This is a genomic window from Bacillus sp. (in: firmicutes) (assembly GCA_017656295.1).
In the GTDB taxonomy this organism is placed as follows: domain Bacteria; phylum Bacillota; class Bacilli; order Bacillales; family JACDOC01; genus JACDOC01.
In genome coordinates this window covers 15,339-32,033 of the sequence record JACDOC010000004.1, presented here as the reverse complement: position 1 = coordinate 32,033, position 16,695 = coordinate 15,339, and the positions used below count along the sequence as shown (strand labels likewise).

Below are 16,695 nucleotides of genomic sequence, written 5' to 3'. Positions count from 1 at the left end.
AAAAGTCTAATTTGTTCAACTAACCACCAATGCCCTCACTCCTTTATCGGTCTTTTCGTTTATTTTTATCGGTACCCATTGAAAATACAAGGGAATTTTCCGTAAAATAAAGTTTGTTATCTGGAAAAAGTAGGGGTACGGAATAATTACAGCGTAAAGTTAGTAGATTCATATATATAGAAAGGAAGTTTATATGGGACGAACGATGATTTCCGCTATCCAATGGATGGCGTTTATGTTAGCCAGTTCGATTGTTGCTCCGATTGCTGTAAGTGAACTGTATGGTTTGTCGCCTGGGGAAACAGCGACCTTTATTCAACGGACGATGTTTTTGTTAGGAGTAGCCGGTATACTTCAAGGAATAATAGGGCATCGATTACCAATCAATGAAGGACCAGCTGGGATTTGGTGGGGAGTTTTTGCGGTCTATGCTTCATTTATCGGGACGGTATATGATTCTGCAACCACGACGTTACAAGCTCTTCAAGGTGCGTTAATTGTAAGTGGGATCGTATTCATTTTGTTTAGTGTCCTTGGTTGGATGGAACGACTAAAAAAATGGTTTACACCGACCGTCACTTTTGTGTATTTGATGTTGTTAATTCTTCAGTTAAGCGGTTCCTTTATGAACGGTATGTTGGGAATCACAACGACAGGCAAAATGAGTTGGACCGTGTCTATTGGGAGTATGACTATTGTCTTATTAACCTTTTATTTCGCACAACACTCCATTTTTTGGATTCGCCAGTTTTCTATTCTATTCAGTTTAGTGATTGGTTGGTTGTTATTTGTTTGGTTAGGGGAAGCTCCAGCAATTCCTTCTACTGAACAAGCTAGCATACGATTACCGGAAATATTTGTGTTTGGCCCTCCGCTGTTTGACATTGGCTCTATTGTCACAGCCATTTTTGTTACGCTTCTGTTAGCGACCAATATGATGGCATCTATTCGGGTCATGGAAGAAGTGGTTCCTTTAACAAGTAAGAACAGTCAACGAGACCGACAAGCAGGATGGACTGCGGGTATCAATCAAATGATTGGTGGCTTTTTGTCAGCGATTGGCCCAGTACCAATATCCGGAGCTGCAGGCTTTGTTTCCACCACAAACGTACAACAATTACGTCCATTTATTTTAGGATGTGGGTTACTCGTTTTCGTAAGTATGGTTCCGTTCGTCATGAATGTGTTAAGTGCAATACCATCCCCTGTCGGCTATGCCGTTACGTTCGTCATTTTTACAAAAATGATCGGATTAGCCTTTCATGAATTAAAAAAAGAGGCAAATCAAGATCGAGCCTTATTCATTATCGGTGTCTCACTTCTTGCTGGTGTAGGAGTTATGTTTGTGCCTGCCGAGGCATTCCGTGATATGCCCGTCTTGTTTCCGGCCTTTTTGAACAATGGGTTGATTTTTGGAACAGTTCTCGCTATGTTAATGGAACAAACTCCACGATTGAAGCGATTGTTTCATCGAAAATCGTATGAAAAGAAGGAGATTAGTGAAAAATAGCGAAATGGTATATGGAGGTGTCCAAAATGTCTATCCAAAATCCTAGTCGTGAAGAAATCGGTCAAATCTTAAAAAAAGCGAAACGAATCGCTGTCGTTGGATTAAGCGATAATCCTGAACGTACTTCGTATATGATTGCCAAAGCTATGCAAGAGGCAGGATATGAAATTATTCCGGTGAATCCAAACGTAGATACCGTTCTTGGTGTCAAAGCCGTTCCTTCCTTAAAAGATATTGAAGGACATGTGGATATCGTTAACATTTTTCGGCGTTCCGAATTTTTACCTCAAATCGCTGAGGAATTTGAACAGATTGACGCAGATGTGTTTTGGGCGCAGCTTGGGGTCGTGCATGAGGAAACGTTTCATCGGTTAAAGGCAAAAGGGTACACGGTCATCATGGATCGGTGCATTAAAGTTGAACATGCGCTAACCAAATAATGAATCAAGCAAACGAGCGCTCTCCTCGTTTGCTTTTTCTTTGAATGGACACCTAAAAAACGCTGGACGAATTAGAAATCAGTACATACAATAAATAATACGAACATACGTTCTTTAGTTACAGGCTAAAAAAACTTTATGGTACAATACAACTGCTGTGTGTAAGTACGAAAGGGGAATGAGTGTGTCGAATAAGAAACAACTACTAGAATATAATGATGATGCGATTCAAGTATTAGAAGGATTAGAAGCGGTCCGAAAACGACCTGGTATGTATATCGGATCGACGGATGCCCGCGGTTTACACCATCTAGTGTATGAGATTGTCGATAACGCGGTGGATGAAGCTTTAGCTGGATATGGAGACCACATCATTGTAAAAATACATAAAGACAATAGTATTTCGGTAGAAGATAAAGGACGAGGTATGCCAACGGGCATGCATAAGTTAGGAAAGCCGACGCCTGAAGTCATTTTTACCGTATTGCACGCTGGCGGAAAATTTGGACAAGGCGGCTATAAAACGAGTGGAGGGTTACACGGAGTCGGTGCATCTGTCGTCAATGCTCTATCGGAATGGTTAGTCGTCACGATAAAACGCGATGGGTTCATTTATGAGCAACGATTTGAAAACGGCGGAAAACCAGTAACCACGCTAGAAAAAATCGGAAAAACCAATCAAACAGGTACGAAGGTACATTTTAAACCTGATCCTACGATGTTTTCGACCACAACGTTCAATTATGATACGTTATGCGAGCGGTTAAGGGAATCCGCTTTCTTATTAAAAGGATTGAAAATTGAAATTCATGATGAACGGCATGACGAGAAAGATGTGTTTCATTATGAAAACGGAATTGAAGCATTTGTTCAATATTTAAATGAAGGAAAAGACGCGCTTCATCCCGTCGTGTTCTTTGAAGGGGTTCAAAACGATATTGAGGTGGAATTTGCGTTTCAATTTAACGATGGGTTTTCGGAAAACGTTCTTTCGTTTGTAAACAACGTCCGTACGAAAGATGGCGGAACTCATGAAGCTGGTGCTAAAACAGCGATGACTCGAGTGGTCAACGAATACGCTCGAAAAGTTCAGTTACTCAAAGACCGCGATAAAAACTTAGAAGGTACCGACATTCGGGAAGGATTGTCAGCAATCGTTTCCGTTCGAATTCCTGAAGGTCTGTTACAATTTGAAGGACAGACAAAAGGAAAACTCGGAACAAGTGAAGCCCGATCAGCGGTCGATGCGGTGGTGTCGGAACATTTAGCCTACTTTTTAGAGGAAAATCCGGATATCGCCAATCTATTAATCAAAAAAGCCATTAAAGCCGCTCAAGCGCGAGAAGCAGCACGTAAAGCGCGGGAAGAAGCTCGTACGGGCAAGAAGAAAAAACGGTCAGAGAGTATTCTATCTGGCAAATTAACTCCGGCTCAATCACGCAATCCGAAAAAAAATGAACTGTATTTAGTCGAGGGGGATTCCGCTGGCGGTTCTGCAAAACAAGGACGGGATCGTCGCTTCCAAGCGGTTTTACCACTTCGAGGAAAAGTGATTAATACAGAAAAAGCGAAAATGCAAGACATTTTGAAAAACGAGGAAATCAATACGATTATTCATGCCATTGGGGCTGGAGTCGGTCCTGAATTTAATCTAGATGATTGTAATTACGATAAAGTCATTATAATGACTGACGCGGATACAGATGGTGCTCACATTCAAGTGTTATTGCTCACATTCTTCTATCGTTACATGAGGCCGCTGATCGATGCCGGAAAGGTATACATCGCCTTACCACCTTTATATAAAGTTAGTAAAGGAACAGGACGGAAAGAAGTGATTGAATATGCTTGGACGGAAAAAGAGCTCCAACAAGCAATCAAAAAAGTGGGCAAAGGGTATATCGTTCAGCGCTACAAAGGTCTTGGTGAAATGAATGCCGACCAATTGTGGGAAACGACGATGAATCCAGAAACAAGAACGCTTATTCGTGTTCGAATCGATGATGCGGCCCGAGCCGACAAACGGGTAACAACGTTAATGGGTGATAAAGTCGAACCACGACGCCGGTGGATTGAAAATAACGTCGCCTTCGGATTAGAAGAAGACGGAAACATTTTAGAAAACGAAAATATAACGGTCGCAGAGGAGGAATAATTGAATGACAGCAACAGAACGCTTTCAAGATTTACCGCTCGAAGAAGTCATTGGCGACCGCTTCGGACGCTACAGTAAATACATTATTCAAGATCGGGCCTTACCTGATGCAAGAGACGGGCTAAAGCCGGTACAACGCCGAATTTTATATGCCATGCATTTGGATGGAAACACACACGAGAAAGGTTTTCGTAAAGCAGCAAAAACAGTTGGTAATGTTATCGGAAATTTTCATCCACATGGAGATTCATCTGTTTATGACGCGATGGTTCGGATGAGCCAATATTGGAAAATCCGAAATGTGTTAGTAGAGATGCACGGGAACAACGGAAGTATCGACGGAGATCCTCCCGCTGCCATGCGTTATACCGAAGCACGACTTTCCAGTATCGCGAGTGCTCTATTAAGTGACATTGACAAACAAACGGTCGACTTTGTGCCAAACTTTGACGATACAACCAACGAACCGACCGTTCTTCCGGCGAGCTTTCCAAACTTATTAGTGAACGGTTCCACAGGAATTTCAGCAGGTTACGCAACAGACATTCCTCCCCACAATTTAGGGGAAGTCATTGATGCGACCATTATGCGGATTGAACATCCGAATTGTACCGTCGAAGAATTAATGGAAGTTATTAAAGGTCCAGACTTCCCAACAGGTGGAATTATTCAAGGAATTGACGGAATTAAAAAAGCGTACGAGACCGGAAAAGGAAAAATTGTGGTGCGAGGTAAAGCGGAAATTGAGTCGATTCGCGGGGGCCGCGAACAAATTGTGATCACAGAAATTCCGTATGAAGTGAATAAAGCGAACTTAGTAAAGAAAATTGATGAATTTCGTATTGATCGAAAAGTAGAAGGAATTGCGGAAGTTAGAGATGAAACCGATCGAAGTGGTTTACGTATTGTCGTGGAATTAAAAAAGGGCGCCGATGCAAGCGGCGTATTAAACTACTTGTATAAAAATAGTGACCTACAAATTTCTTATAACTTTAATATGGTTGCCATCCATCGTCGCCGCCCAAAATTAATGGGACTTACCGGTTTACTTGATGCCTATATTGAACATCGAAAAGAGGTTGTGACCCGTCGTTCCCAATACGAATTAAAAAAAGCGCAAGAACGCGAGCATATTGTAGCTGGTTTAATGCGCGCCCTTTCCATTTTAGATGACGTGATCGCGACCATTCGTCAGTCTAAAGATAAAAAAGATGCTAAACAAAACTTAATGGTAAAATTTGAGTTTACGGAACCACAAGCGGAAGCGATCGTTTCGTTACAGTTATACCGATTAACGAACACAGATATTACGGCTCTGAGAAAAGAAGCGGAAGACCTTGCGAAAAAAATTAACGAGCTTACGGCCATCTTAGAAAGTGAAAAAAAACTGATGCAAGTAATTAAAGCAGAACTAAAACAAGTGAAGAAATCATTTGCCGATGAACGTCGAACAGTGATCGAAAACGAAATCGAAGAATTAAAAATTAACTTAGAAGTACTTGTTGCAAGCGAAGATGTGATCGTCACGGTAACGAAAGATGGATATGTAAAACGGACAAGCCTCCGTTCTTATACAGCTTCTAACGGTCAAGACTTAGCGATGAAGGACACGGACCGCCTGCTCAGTCAATTCGAAATGAACACTACCGATGTTCTGTTGTTGTTTACGAATAAAGGAAACTACTTATATTGTCCTGTACATGAATTACCAGAAATTCGTTGGAAAGATATGGGGCAACATATCGCAAACATTATCCCAATTGACCGTGACGAGCAAATCATTCAAGCGATTCCAGTAAAAGAATTTGTCGATCATCAATATGTATTATTTATTACGAAAAACGGGATGACAAAGAAAACCGAGCTATCACAATATAAAGCCCAACGATATTCACGCCCGCTTGTTGCAATCAATTTAAAAGGAGACGACGAAGTTATTGATGTCCACTTAACCGACGGTATGAAAGATGTTCTACTCGTTACCTATAAAGGATATGGTTTACGCTTTTCAGAACAAGAAATAAACCTTGTCGGAGCTCGTGCAGCAGGAGTAAAAGGAATCAACTTAAAAGACGGAGATTATGTCGTAAGCGGTAAAATTATTGATGATACGAGTGAAGCTATTTTCATTGCCACCCATCGTGGGGCAGTAAAGAAAATGAAAATTACCGAACTTGAACCATCTTCTCGTGCCAAACGTGGCCTCGTTCTTTTACGAGAACTAAAAACAAATCCGCATTTTATTGCCAGAATGGAGATTGTTCAAGAAAGAGACACCGTCATCATTCGGACGGAGCAAGGAGTAACAGAGGCCGTTCAAATTGCAAATATGCGTTATAATGACCGATATTCAAATGGATCATTTGTCATTGACGCAGAAGAAAGTGGACCGGTAGTGGATTCCTATATTGTCCTACCAACAGAAGAATAAATCCGACCACCTACACGTGTAGGTGGTTTTTTCATTGGTAAATAGCAAATATAATCCTTTCAATTTGTTGTTATTTACAGAAATAACTCCCTTGATTAGTACAGTTCGTTAAATGAACGAGAACAGATGGATGATTTATAGAAAAATAATAATTTTATGAATAATATTTTAATATCATTTCCCGACGTACAATCGGATTAGTAGAAAAAATTTTTTGCAGTTTATTAAAAAATGATGATATATGAATAAATCTTTTAACATCAATCACTTTAACGTTTATGATGCTTATTAACGCCAAAAATATTTGCAGATAAAAAGGGGGATTCGTGTACGTATAATACGTACAATCGTTTTTGTGAGGAAAATTCTTTCTTGCCACCAGTATTTAGATTTGATAGATTAGAAAATGTATTTTTCAAAATATTATTCATTGAATAGTAATTAACAAAAGGAGGAAGATACATGGAGAGCCAAAAGTCTTTCATGGAAATCATTCAAGATATCGTTGGCGTGACAAGTGACTTTTTATGGGCAAAACTATTGATTGTCCTTCTCCTCTCATTAGGGGTGTTTTATACATTATTTAGTCGCTTTGTTCAAATTCGTTGGTTTAAAGAAATGATTGTCTTACTTGCTGATAAAGGGACGATTTCTACAAAAGGAAGTAAAGCGGTTTCTTCGTTCCAAGCATTTACGATTAGTACCGCTTCTCGTGTAGGAACAGGTAACTTAGCTGGGGTAGCTACAGCGATTGCTGGTGGCGGTCCTGGTGCGGTATTTTGGATGTGGCTTATCGCTTTACTCGGTGGCGCTTCAAGTTTTATTGAAAGTACGCTAGCGCAAATTTATAAAGTAAAAGATGAAAATGGATTCCGTGGTGGTCCAGCGTATTATATGGAAAAAGGATTAAATATGCGCTGGTTAGGAATCATTTTTGCTGTTATTATTACGTTCTGTTTTGGACTTGTGTTTAACTCCGTTCAATCGAATACAATCAGCTTAGCGTTTGAAGAAGCATTTGGAATGAATCGTTCTTTTGTAGGTATGATTCTAGCGATCTTGACAGCTGTTATCATTTTTGGGGGCGTCCATCGTGTTGCTCGGGTGACTCAAGTGATTGTTCCTGGCATGGCGATTTTATACTTACTATTAGCCATTATCGTTTTATTAATGAACGTTACGGAAATCCCTGGCATGATTCGCCTAATTTTTGAAAATGCGTTTGGTCTTCGTGAAGTAGTTAGTGGTGGTGTTGGTGCAGCCATCATGATGGGAATTAAGCGGGGCTTATTCTCCAACGAAGCAGGTATGGGTAGCGCACCTAATGCTGCAGCCACAGCAGCGGTCTCCCATCCCGTTAAACAAGGCTTCATACAAACACTTGGAGTATTTACAGATACGCTCCTTATTTGTTCAGCAACAGCTTTCTTAATTATCTTATCAGGTGCGTACACAACTCCGGATTTAACAGGTATTCAATTAACGCAAGTCGCACTTTCTGAGCATGTTGGTTCTTGGGCTAGTTTATTCGTCGCTATCGCTATTTTCCTATTCGCTTTCAGTTCCATCGTGGGTAACTATTATTACGGGGAAACGAACATTGAATTTATTCGTAAAAGCAAGCTGTCTATGACCGTTTATCGCGTTGGGGTTGTAGCGATGGTTATGTTCGGTGCCGTTTCCGATCTGAACTTTGTGTGGAGTTTAGCCGACTTATTTATGGGTCTGATGGTAATCATCAACTTAGTAGCCATTACCTTATTGTCTAAAGTCGCGATTGCTGCATTAAAAGACTACGAAGAACAACGGAAAAAAGGAAAAGACCCAGTGTTCTATGCAGATTCCTTACCAAATGTTAAAGGGATTGACGCATGGGATGTTTCACCTAGTAAAAAGAAACAAGCAATGTAAGACGGAAGCCACCTTCTCTATTTAGAAGGTGGTTTTTTTTACATTATGTTCTTTGCAGATTGATTTAAGAGGAAACATGAATGGATGGGATGTGATGTCTTGATAATAGAACCAAATCACCATTATTGGGGGCAATGAACTAAACATATTTAAAGATATTTTTCATAAGAAAATGGAAGTATAGGTAAAAAGCTAATATTATGTTATAATTTTGGTATGTACAGCTTTATAGCAGGGTGGGCGGTGGCTACTCTCTCATAGGAGGGAGGTGGTCACTGATGACTGTATACGAATCACTAAGCATCATGATCAGCTTTGCAGCTTTAATCGTGTCAGTGATTCTAGTCACGATATCAATAAATAAAAAGAAATAACCCACCCTCGCACCGGCCAAGTGTAATAGGGTAGGTTATCACTCTCTATGCATTTGAGCCACTGCACTTCTTGCAGGAGCTGTGCATGAAGGAGTATTGGTTCGCGCCAGTACTCCTTTTTTATTTTATGTAGCTACTTATATTATATACCAATCATGTATGAAATAAAAGGGAAAAGGAATAGCACATAAAGTTTTGTAAATTAAATTCTGAAAAATTTATTGAAAGCGCTTTAGTAATTGTGTATACTTCAAATCAAGAAGCTTCCGAAACGTTTTGGAGATGATTACAGATGGTAACAATCAAAGACATTGCAAAAGAAGCCAATGTATCGGTCACTACTGTCTCAAGGGCACTTAACGGTTATTCCGATGTAAGTGACGAGACGAGAAAACGTATTATTGAAGTCGCGAAACGGCTAAACTATAGTCCGAATTCTATTGCTAGAAGCCTTGTGATGAAAAAGTCACAAACGATTGGTCTTCTTGTTTCTAATTTATCACGAGAAGGGACGAAAGATAATTTTACATACGAAGTGTTATGTGGAATTAATGAGGCTGTTTCTCAATCGGATTATGATTTAATTGTTTTTAATACGACTTCTGCGAAGCAATCAGAAAAAACGTACACCCAACTTTGTCGGGAAAGAAGGGTTGACGGGGTAATCATTATGGGAATTAAAACAAACGACCCCTATTTGCAAGAGGTAGTCGAAAGTGATATTCCCTGTGTGTTAATTGACATTCCGATTCAATCAAAGACCGTTGGTTATGTGACAACGGATAATATTAAAGGAGCAAAAGAAGCGGTCAACTACTTACTTTCTCTCAATCATCGTAAAATCGGAATGATTAATGGTCACAACGAGGCGTTTGTTAGTCAACAACGGTTACATGGATATAAAGAAGCGCTTCAAGAAGCTTGCCTACCTTTTGATTCATCCTATGTGGAAAATGGTGAGTATACCGAAGAAGGGGCTTATAAGGCAACCGTTCGTTTGTTAAGTAAACATCCAGAAATTACCGCATTGTTTTGCGCTAGTGACTTGATGGCACTTGGAGCGATGCAGGCGGCGAAAGACTTAGGAAAACAACTTCCGGATGAATTATCGGTAATAGGGTATGATGATATTCTTCTCTCTTCTTATGTAACTCCAAGTTTATCAACGATTCGGCAAGACAAGTTTCGCATAGGGGAAGAAGCAGCTCGCATGTTAATAGGAATGTTAGAAGAGGAAACATCACATTATGTAAAGCTTTTAGATACACAATTAATCATAAGAGAATCGACAAAGTGCCTAGATTGCTCTAGTTGAGAGTAATCTAGGCTAACCAAAAATGAAAGCGGTTAGATATATTTTTTTATCTTTTTCCAAAACGTTTTGGATGTTTGAACACAACATGTAAGAAGGTGACATTCATGGATTATCGTGTGATCAAAGAAAATGACTTGTTTCTTTTAACCGACAAAAGCGGAGATATTTCAGCATCCGATACATACGGATTAGGATTATATACAAAAGATACTCGATTTTTATCAAAGTTTCAGCTATGGATCAATGAAAAGAAGCCGGTCTTACTGACATCGAATGCAGAAGACAACTATGTATCTACTATTCTACTAACCAATCCGCATATAGAAATGGATGGAGATATTCAACTTTGGCGAGAATCAATAGAGATTGAACGAAAACGTTTCATTTATGATGAAGTTCTTTATGAAACGATTAAAGTAAAAAACTATTATCCAAAGCAGGTATCATTTGACATCACAGTGGAAATGGATGCAGATTTTGCAGACATGTTTATTGTTCGTGGATTCCAACACGGAGAAATTGGAACAAAAGAAGAAACGATTGTTAATGAACAAGAGATGATTTTTCACTACCGAGGTCGGGATCAAGTGAACCGCCAGACTGTTGTGAAATGGTCTCGAAATCCGAAACGTTTTGAAAAAGGGACGGTTACATTCAATTTTACACTCGGTCATGAACAAGAAGATGAAGTCACGTTGATGATTTGTCCAAATGTTGGTGAATTACAAACGCGAGAATTTGTGGACAAAGATGAAGCCCTTTCCAAAATTGAACAATCTTATCAAGAATGGCAGGAACAAACGACAAAAGTGACATCAGATGTAGAGAGGATGCAACGTTTAGTTGAACGTGGTTTGAAAGATATACGTGTTCTATTAACAGACTTAGGTCATGGAAAATTCCCAGTAGCTGGCCTACCGTGGTTTGGAGTTCCTTTTGGTCGCGATAGTTTAATTGCTGCATTACAAATGTTGCCTTTTAACCCTGAAGTGGCAAAAGGAACGCTAAAAACAATGACCGCCTACCAAGGAACAAAAGAAGATCCTTGGCGTGACGAACAACCCGGAAAAATTATGCACGAAATTCGTTTCGGTGAATTAGCCAATACAAATCAAGTCCCGTTTACTCCTTATTATGGAACGATTGATGCTACCCCACTATTCTTAATTTTATTAACAGAATACGTGAAATGGACTGGGGACATCTACTTATTTGATGAATTACAAGATAATGTTGAAAACGCTTTACGTTGGATTCATCAATATGGTGACCGTGATGGGGATTTATTCGTGGAATATCATCAAGAGTCCAGGAAAGGAATCGCAAACCAAGGGTGGAAAGATTCTGGAGATTCCATTGTACATCGTAATGGTGACTACGCAAAAACGCCGATTGCTTTATGCGAAGTGCAAGGCTATGTATACCAAGCGAAAATGGGAATAGCTGAAATTTATAAAGCCAAAGGCCTTATGGAAAAAGCTGAGCATTTACAAAAAGAAGCAGAAGAATTAAAAGCAAAATATAACGAGGCATTCTGGATGGAAGAGGCCAAATTTTATGCTATTGCACTTGATCATGAGAAAAAACAAGTAGGTACCATTACTTCTAATCCAGGGCATACCCTTTATTCTGGCATTATTCCGAATGATCGTGTGGAACAAGTTGTCAATGTGTTATGCTCTGAAAAAATGTTCTCTGGGTATGGAATTCGTACGATGGGTAAAGGAGAAGCCGGATACAACCCGATGAGCTATCATGATGGTAGTATTTGGCCACATGACAACAGCTTGATATTACTGGGTTTAACGAAAACAGGCCAACAACAGGCAGCTAAAAAAGTGATTTCTGGTTTACTTGAAGCAGCAAAACATTTTGAATACGACCGTTTGCCTGAACTATTCTGCGGTTATGACGCATCCGTTGGTAAACCTATTCCATATCCGGTTGCATGTTCCCCACAAGCGTGGGCAGCAGGAACACCGTTCATTTTTATTCAATCGTTACTTGGACTGTTCCCGAATGCGTTAGCTGGTGAAATTATTATCAATCCGATGCTTCTAGATGGAATGAATGAATTAAAGGTAGAAAATATCTCCATTGGTAATGGGAAGCTTTCTCTTCACCTTAAACGAAACAAAGATGGTATAGATCTAAATATTTTACGAAATACAACGGGCTTTTCAATTCGTCAGCTTGGGGAGTAAGAGAATTTTCTCTTCAAATAAAAATAAATGAAAGGGGTACTATTTTATGAAGAAAAAATGGTTAGCTACACTCGGTTTAGTGTCTTTGCTGTCTGGAGCTTTTTTTACAGGATGTTCTACTTCTGATGAAACAAATGGTGAAAAGTTGAAAGATGAACCAGTTGAAATCACATTAGCTGGTTGGGGAGCATCTCCTGAAGAGTCCGAACTTTTAAAAGAAGTTTTAGCCGACTTTGAAGCCAAACACCCAAACATTAAAGTCAAACATGAAGTCATTGCTGACCAATACATGGATGTGATTAAAACTCGTTTAATTGGTGGCGAAGGTCCAGATGTGTTCTACTTGGATGCATTTGAAGCACCGGCATTAATTGAAACAGGAGTGTTAGAACCACTTGATAAATACGTTACTGAAGACTTTGATGTCGAAGATTTTGAAAAACCATTGCTAGAAGCGTTCCAAAAAGACGGTAAAACTTACGGTTTCCCGAAAGACTATTCAACATTGGCATTATTCTATAACAAAAAAATGTTAGAAGAAGCAGGCGTTGACATTCCAAAAACATGGGATGAATTGATTGAAGTATCGAAAAAGTTAACAAAAGATTCTGATGTTTATGGCTTTGGGGTTGCTCCAGAACTTGCTCGACTTTACTTCATTGCCGAGTCTACCGGTGGAAAAGTAGTGAAAGATAACAAAGCAAACTTCGCTAGTCCTGAAGTGGTAAGTGCCCTTCAACCTATTATTGACCAACATTTAAAAGATAAAACTTCTGCTCGTCCACAAGATGTAGGAGCAAACTGGGGCGGTGAAATGTTCGGTCAAGGTAAAGCGGCCATGGTCATTGAAGGTAACTGGGCTATTCCTTATTTAGAGAATACATTCCCGAATTTAGAGTATGGAACAGCTGAAGTTCCGACCATTAATGGTAAAAAAGGAACTATGGCCTTCACGGTTGCATATGTCATGAACGCCGCTTCTGAAAAGAAAGAAGCAGCTTGGGAACTCATCTCTTACTTAACTGGTAAAGAAGGAATGGAAAAATGGACAAGTAAAGGTTTCGCGTTACCAACTCGTAAATCTGTAGCTAAAAAACTTGGATATGACAAAGATGAGCTTCGCGCTGCACTTGTAGCAGGTGCTCCTTATGCAACGGTTTGGTCAAACGGTACAAACTTACCGATTATTGTCAACAACTTTAATAACCAATTCATCAGTGCGTTCTTAGGGGAACAATCATTAGAAGATGCTTTAAAATCAGCGCAAGAACAAGCGAATAAAGAAATTAATAATTAATTGGCTTTCTATAGGGAGAAGGGGGAAATCCCTTCTCTCATCCCATTCAATCAGTAAGGTGTTTTGTAAAGATCTATTGATAGATCTTTAGAAAGTATCTTATTGATTGAAATACACCATTTATAGGGGGATGACAAAAGTTGAAACGTCAATTTAGCAAAAAAGTGAGGGAAGCGAGTCAAGGGTACTTTTTTATGTCACCAACTATTTTTGTCTTGTCATTGTTTATTATTGGCCCCATTATTTATGCGATTTTTTTAGCGTTTCATAAGGTTCAACTATTAGGGAATGTAAGCTATGAATTTGTTGGTTTTCACAACTTTATGAACATATTTGATGATCAACGAGCACGGATTGCTCTATGGAACACCTTTAAATATGTCATTATCGTTGTGCCGACTCAGACGTTTCTTGCACTTGTCTTAGCTGCTACTTTAAATGCTGGATTAAAAGCTCAAAACTTTTTCCGCATTGTTTACTTTCTACCAACGTTAACCTCTTCGGCGGTACTTACGCTCATTTTTATGTGGATGTATAACCAGAATGGGTTAATCAATCATATTTTAAAATTTTTCCATTTACCTACATACAACTGGATTGGAGATCCTAAAGTAGCATTAACAGCTATTATGATTATGAACATTTGGTCAACAGCCCCTTTTTTCATGGTCATTTATTTAGCTGCCTTACAAGATATTCCGAAATCGTTATATGAAGCAGCTGAACTGGACGGCGCAAATGCGATTCAAAAGTTTTTCAAAATTACGGTACCAAATTTACGTCCAGTGACTTCCTTTGTTGTGATTATGGGGATTATCGGAACGTTTCAATTATTTGATCAGTCGTATATTTTTTCGGGAGGTTCCGGTGGACCTAACAACTCGACGTTGACAGTGGTTTTATTAATATATCAATATGCTTTTAAAAGCTTAGGTACGATGGGATATGCCGCTGCTTTGTCTTTGCTATTAGCCGTTGTTATTTTGATTGCAACAATCATTCAACGAAAACTCTCGAAAGAAGAGTCTATGTATTAAAGGAGGCACCAGTATGGGTCGATTTCGTTTAGGAAAAGCATTTTTATATACCATCCTGGTTATATATGCCATTGTGACGCTTATCCCATTTCTTTGGGCGTTATCTTCATCCTTTAAAACATTAGAAGAAATTGTGAGCGGTAGTATCAACTTTATTCCAAAGAATTTTACGTTGGAAAACTATATGACGGTCTTTGTTGAGCAACCGTTATTCCCACGTTGGTTATTAAATAGTCTAATCATTGCAGTCATCGGGACGTGCTTAAACTTGTTATTTAATTCCATGGCCGGATATGCGCTGGCTAGATTATCGTTTCCGGGTAAAAAATCGTGGTTTATAATCATTTTGGCCGTGTTAATGATTCCTGGCCAAGTCACGATGATTCCAAACTATTTAATTTTAAAACAATTAGGCTGGCTCAACAGTTATCAAGGGATGATTGTCCCAGCGATGGTCAATGCCACGTTTATTTTTATGATGCGCCAGTTTTTTGTCAACTTCCCAAAAGAATTAGAAGAAGCGGCTGCCATTGATGGATTATCACGCGTTGGGACGTTTTTTAGAGTTGTTTTACCATTGGCCAAACCAGCTTTAGCTGCTCAAGCCATCTTTGTGTTTATGTCGTTTTGGAACGATTTCATGCGTCCGCTCATCGTCTTATCTGACCCAGAGTTGTTCACACTTCCGCTAGGTTTGAACTCATTTAAAGGGCAGTATATTAGCTATTGGAACTATATAATGGCTGCGTCTATGATCTTTACCTTACCAGTATTGTTGCTTTATGTATTTTTTAATAAATACTTTAATAACGGAATTAAATATACCGGTGAAAAATAAGCATTTAATTTTTCCTCTTTTCCGTTTGGGAAAGGGGATTTTTTTATCTTTATTTAAAATGATCAATATCACATAATGGTATTTACCTCTGTTTTTAGGCTCAAAAAAGGAAATGAAGGTGTAAAAACGTTTAAAGTACTTAAACACTTTTTAAATAAAGTACAAAAAATTTGAAAGCGGTGCATGAATAAATTTATTTAGTGCAAATCCGACATTTTTACTCGTCCAAAAAGAAGCTTTATTAAATATTGTCGCTTATTAAGGCGCATTTTATTAAATATCTATTGATAAATGACTGCAATAATAGGATTTCATTAAGTTTCTTGTACTCTTTCACCTACATAACTTTTGATAGAAAGGAAACACTGATAAAGAAACTATAAGAAAGAGGGGGTAGTTAAGATGAAACGATGGTTTTTGTTTAGTGTCATCATCTTTTCACTATTCTATCCGCTGCAAGGGATCCATGCCGGAGAATATGAAAATGCAGAGATCATTCAAGTGTATAAAGAAGATGTAACCGGGGATGGAAAAAAAGATAAAATTACACTAAAGGGGATTCGCTTTGAACCGAATGCAGCTTTTTGGAAAGTTGTATGGGCAGAAATCGATTCTGCAACAGGTCAAACGTTCCGAATCAAGTATGAACCGGGATATGATCCTGAAATTCAGTTTGTTGATTTGATTCATAACGGGGTTCCACAACTGTTTGAATCTTCAGCGACTGGAGGAAGCGGAGGGTTTTATACGTACAACCTCTCTTCATTGAAACAAGAAAAACAACAAGAAATCTCATTACCTACGCTTGTTGTGGAAGGAAGTTTTCAAGATAATTATCGAGCGGTCATTACGATTCCAGCTACGAAAGAAAGCTATCATCTCAATTTAACGGACCGTAAAAAGGATTATGATCGACTTGGTCTTTATTATAACGGAAAATTAAATGAGCCGACCGAATTAATGATTCCGCCGATTGCTTATTTCCAAGTTGTTCAGAGCATTGATGGAAAAGAAGGACCAGGATTACGCGGCTACCAACAAATAAGCGGAGCCTACCACGCCGATGCCATTGGAACCGTCCAATCTACGTGGTATTACGAAAATAACGAGTGGCAGTTACTTGACGTAACGTTTAATTCGTATGAAAAAAAGAAGAACTGAACGAATTGATTTGTCATATGTT

At 39.0% G+C, this 16,695-nt stretch carries 11 protein-coding genes; all 11 read left to right on the top strand.

The features are described 5' to 3' along the window. Positions 1-193 precede the first annotated feature (193 nt). The 11 genes from H0Z31_05455 (at position 194) to H0Z31_05405 (ending at position 16,673) form a co-directional block, all read left to right on the top strand. The gene (locus H0Z31_05455) at positions 194-1,510 is read left to right on the top strand and encodes a purine/pyrimidine permease (protein MBO8176890.1); all 1,317 of its coding nucleotides are present in this window, start codon (positions 194-196) and stop codon (positions 1,508-1,510) included. A 26-nt stretch (positions 1,511-1,536) separates the two neighbouring features. Further along, positions 1,537-1,950 (top strand): CoA-binding protein, encoded by a 414-nt coding sequence (locus H0Z31_05450; GenBank protein ID MBO8176889.1) that lies wholly within the window; start codon positions 1,537-1,539, stop codon positions 1,948-1,950. A 178-nt stretch (positions 1,951-2,128) separates the two neighbouring features. Beyond that, positions 2,129-4,105 carry a DNA topoisomerase IV subunit B gene (gene parE, locus H0Z31_05445; protein ID MBO8176888.1) on the top strand — a complete coding sequence of 659 codons (1,977 nt, stop codon included), beginning with the start codon at positions 2,129-2,131 and terminating at the stop codon, positions 4,103-4,105. A gap of 4 nt (positions 4,106-4,109) precedes the next feature. Continuing rightward, entirely contained in the window at positions 4,110-6,536 is a 2,427-nt protein-coding gene (gene parC, locus H0Z31_05440) for a DNA topoisomerase IV subunit A (GenBank protein ID MBO8176887.1), read from the top strand. A 483-nt stretch (positions 6,537-7,019) separates the two neighbouring features. Next, positions 7,020-8,447 (top strand): alanine:cation symporter family protein, encoded by a 1,428-nt coding sequence (locus H0Z31_05435; GenBank protein MBO8176886.1) that lies wholly within the window; start codon positions 7,020-7,022, stop codon positions 8,445-8,447. 666 nt (positions 8,448-9,113) lie between these two features. Next, positions 9,114-10,136, top strand: a complete 1,023-nt coding sequence (locus H0Z31_05430; GenBank protein ID MBO8176885.1) for a LacI family DNA-binding transcriptional regulator — start codon at positions 9,114-9,116, stop codon at positions 10,134-10,136. A gap of 104 nt (positions 10,137-10,240) precedes the next feature. Continuing rightward, entirely contained in the window at positions 10,241-12,340 is a 2,100-nt protein-coding gene (locus tag H0Z31_05425; GenBank protein MBO8176884.1) for an amylo-alpha-1,6-glucosidase, read from the top strand. 46 nt (positions 12,341-12,386) lie between these two features. Beyond that, positions 12,387-13,637, top strand: a complete 1,251-nt coding sequence (locus tag H0Z31_05420; protein ID MBO8176883.1) for an ABC transporter substrate-binding protein — start codon at positions 12,387-12,389, stop codon at positions 13,635-13,637. Positions 13,638-13,831: 194 nt separating this feature from the next. Continuing rightward, on the top strand, positions 13,832-14,674 hold the full coding sequence (locus H0Z31_05415; protein ID MBO8176882.1) for a sugar ABC transporter permease: 843 nt from the start codon (positions 13,832-13,834) through the stop codon (positions 14,672-14,674). Between the two features lie 13 nt (positions 14,675-14,687). After that, positions 14,688-15,512, top strand: coding sequence for a carbohydrate ABC transporter permease (locus tag H0Z31_05410; protein ID MBO8176881.1), 825 nt, complete (start codon positions 14,688-14,690; stop codon positions 15,510-15,512). A 402-nt stretch (positions 15,513-15,914) separates the two neighbouring features. Further along, positions 15,915-16,673, top strand: a complete 759-nt coding sequence (locus tag H0Z31_05405) for a hypothetical protein (GenBank protein MBO8176880.1) — start codon at positions 15,915-15,917, stop codon at positions 16,671-16,673. Positions 16,674-16,695: the final 22 nt, after the last annotated feature.

Bases quoted from the DNA above. Each gene is read 5' to 3' on its own strand.
- H0Z31_05410 (MBO8176881.1), top strand. From the start codon at position 14,688: ATGGGTCGATTTCGTTTAGGAAAAGCATTTTTATATACCATCCTGGTT.
- H0Z31_05405 (MBO8176880.1), top strand. From the start codon at position 15,915: ATGAAACGATGGTTTTTGTTTAGTGTCATCATCTTTTCACTATTCTAT.
- H0Z31_05450 (MBO8176889.1), top strand. From the start codon at position 1,537: ATGTCTATCCAAAATCCTAGTCGTGAAGAAATCGGTCAAATCTTAAAA.
- H0Z31_05425 (MBO8176884.1), top strand. From the start codon at position 10,241: ATGGATTATCGTGTGATCAAAGAAAATGACTTGTTTCTTTTAACCGAC.
- parE (MBO8176888.1), top strand. From the start codon at position 2,129: ATGAGTGTGTCGAATAAGAAACAACTACTAGAATATAATGATGATGCG.
- H0Z31_05430 (MBO8176885.1), top strand. From the start codon at position 9,114: ATGGTAACAATCAAAGACATTGCAAAAGAAGCCAATGTATCGGTCACT.
- parC (MBO8176887.1), top strand. From the start codon at position 4,110: ATGACAGCAACAGAACGCTTTCAAGATTTACCGCTCGAAGAAGTCATT.
- H0Z31_05415 (MBO8176882.1), top strand. From the start codon at position 13,832: ATGTCACCAACTATTTTTGTCTTGTCATTGTTTATTATTGGCCCCATT.
- H0Z31_05435 (MBO8176886.1), top strand. From the start codon at position 7,020: ATGGAAATCATTCAAGATATCGTTGGCGTGACAAGTGACTTTTTATGG.
- H0Z31_05420 (MBO8176883.1), top strand. From the start codon at position 12,387: ATGAAGAAAAAATGGTTAGCTACACTCGGTTTAGTGTCTTTGCTGTCT.
- H0Z31_05455 (MBO8176890.1), top strand. From the start codon at position 194: ATGGGACGAACGATGATTTCCGCTATCCAATGGATGGCGTTTATGTTA.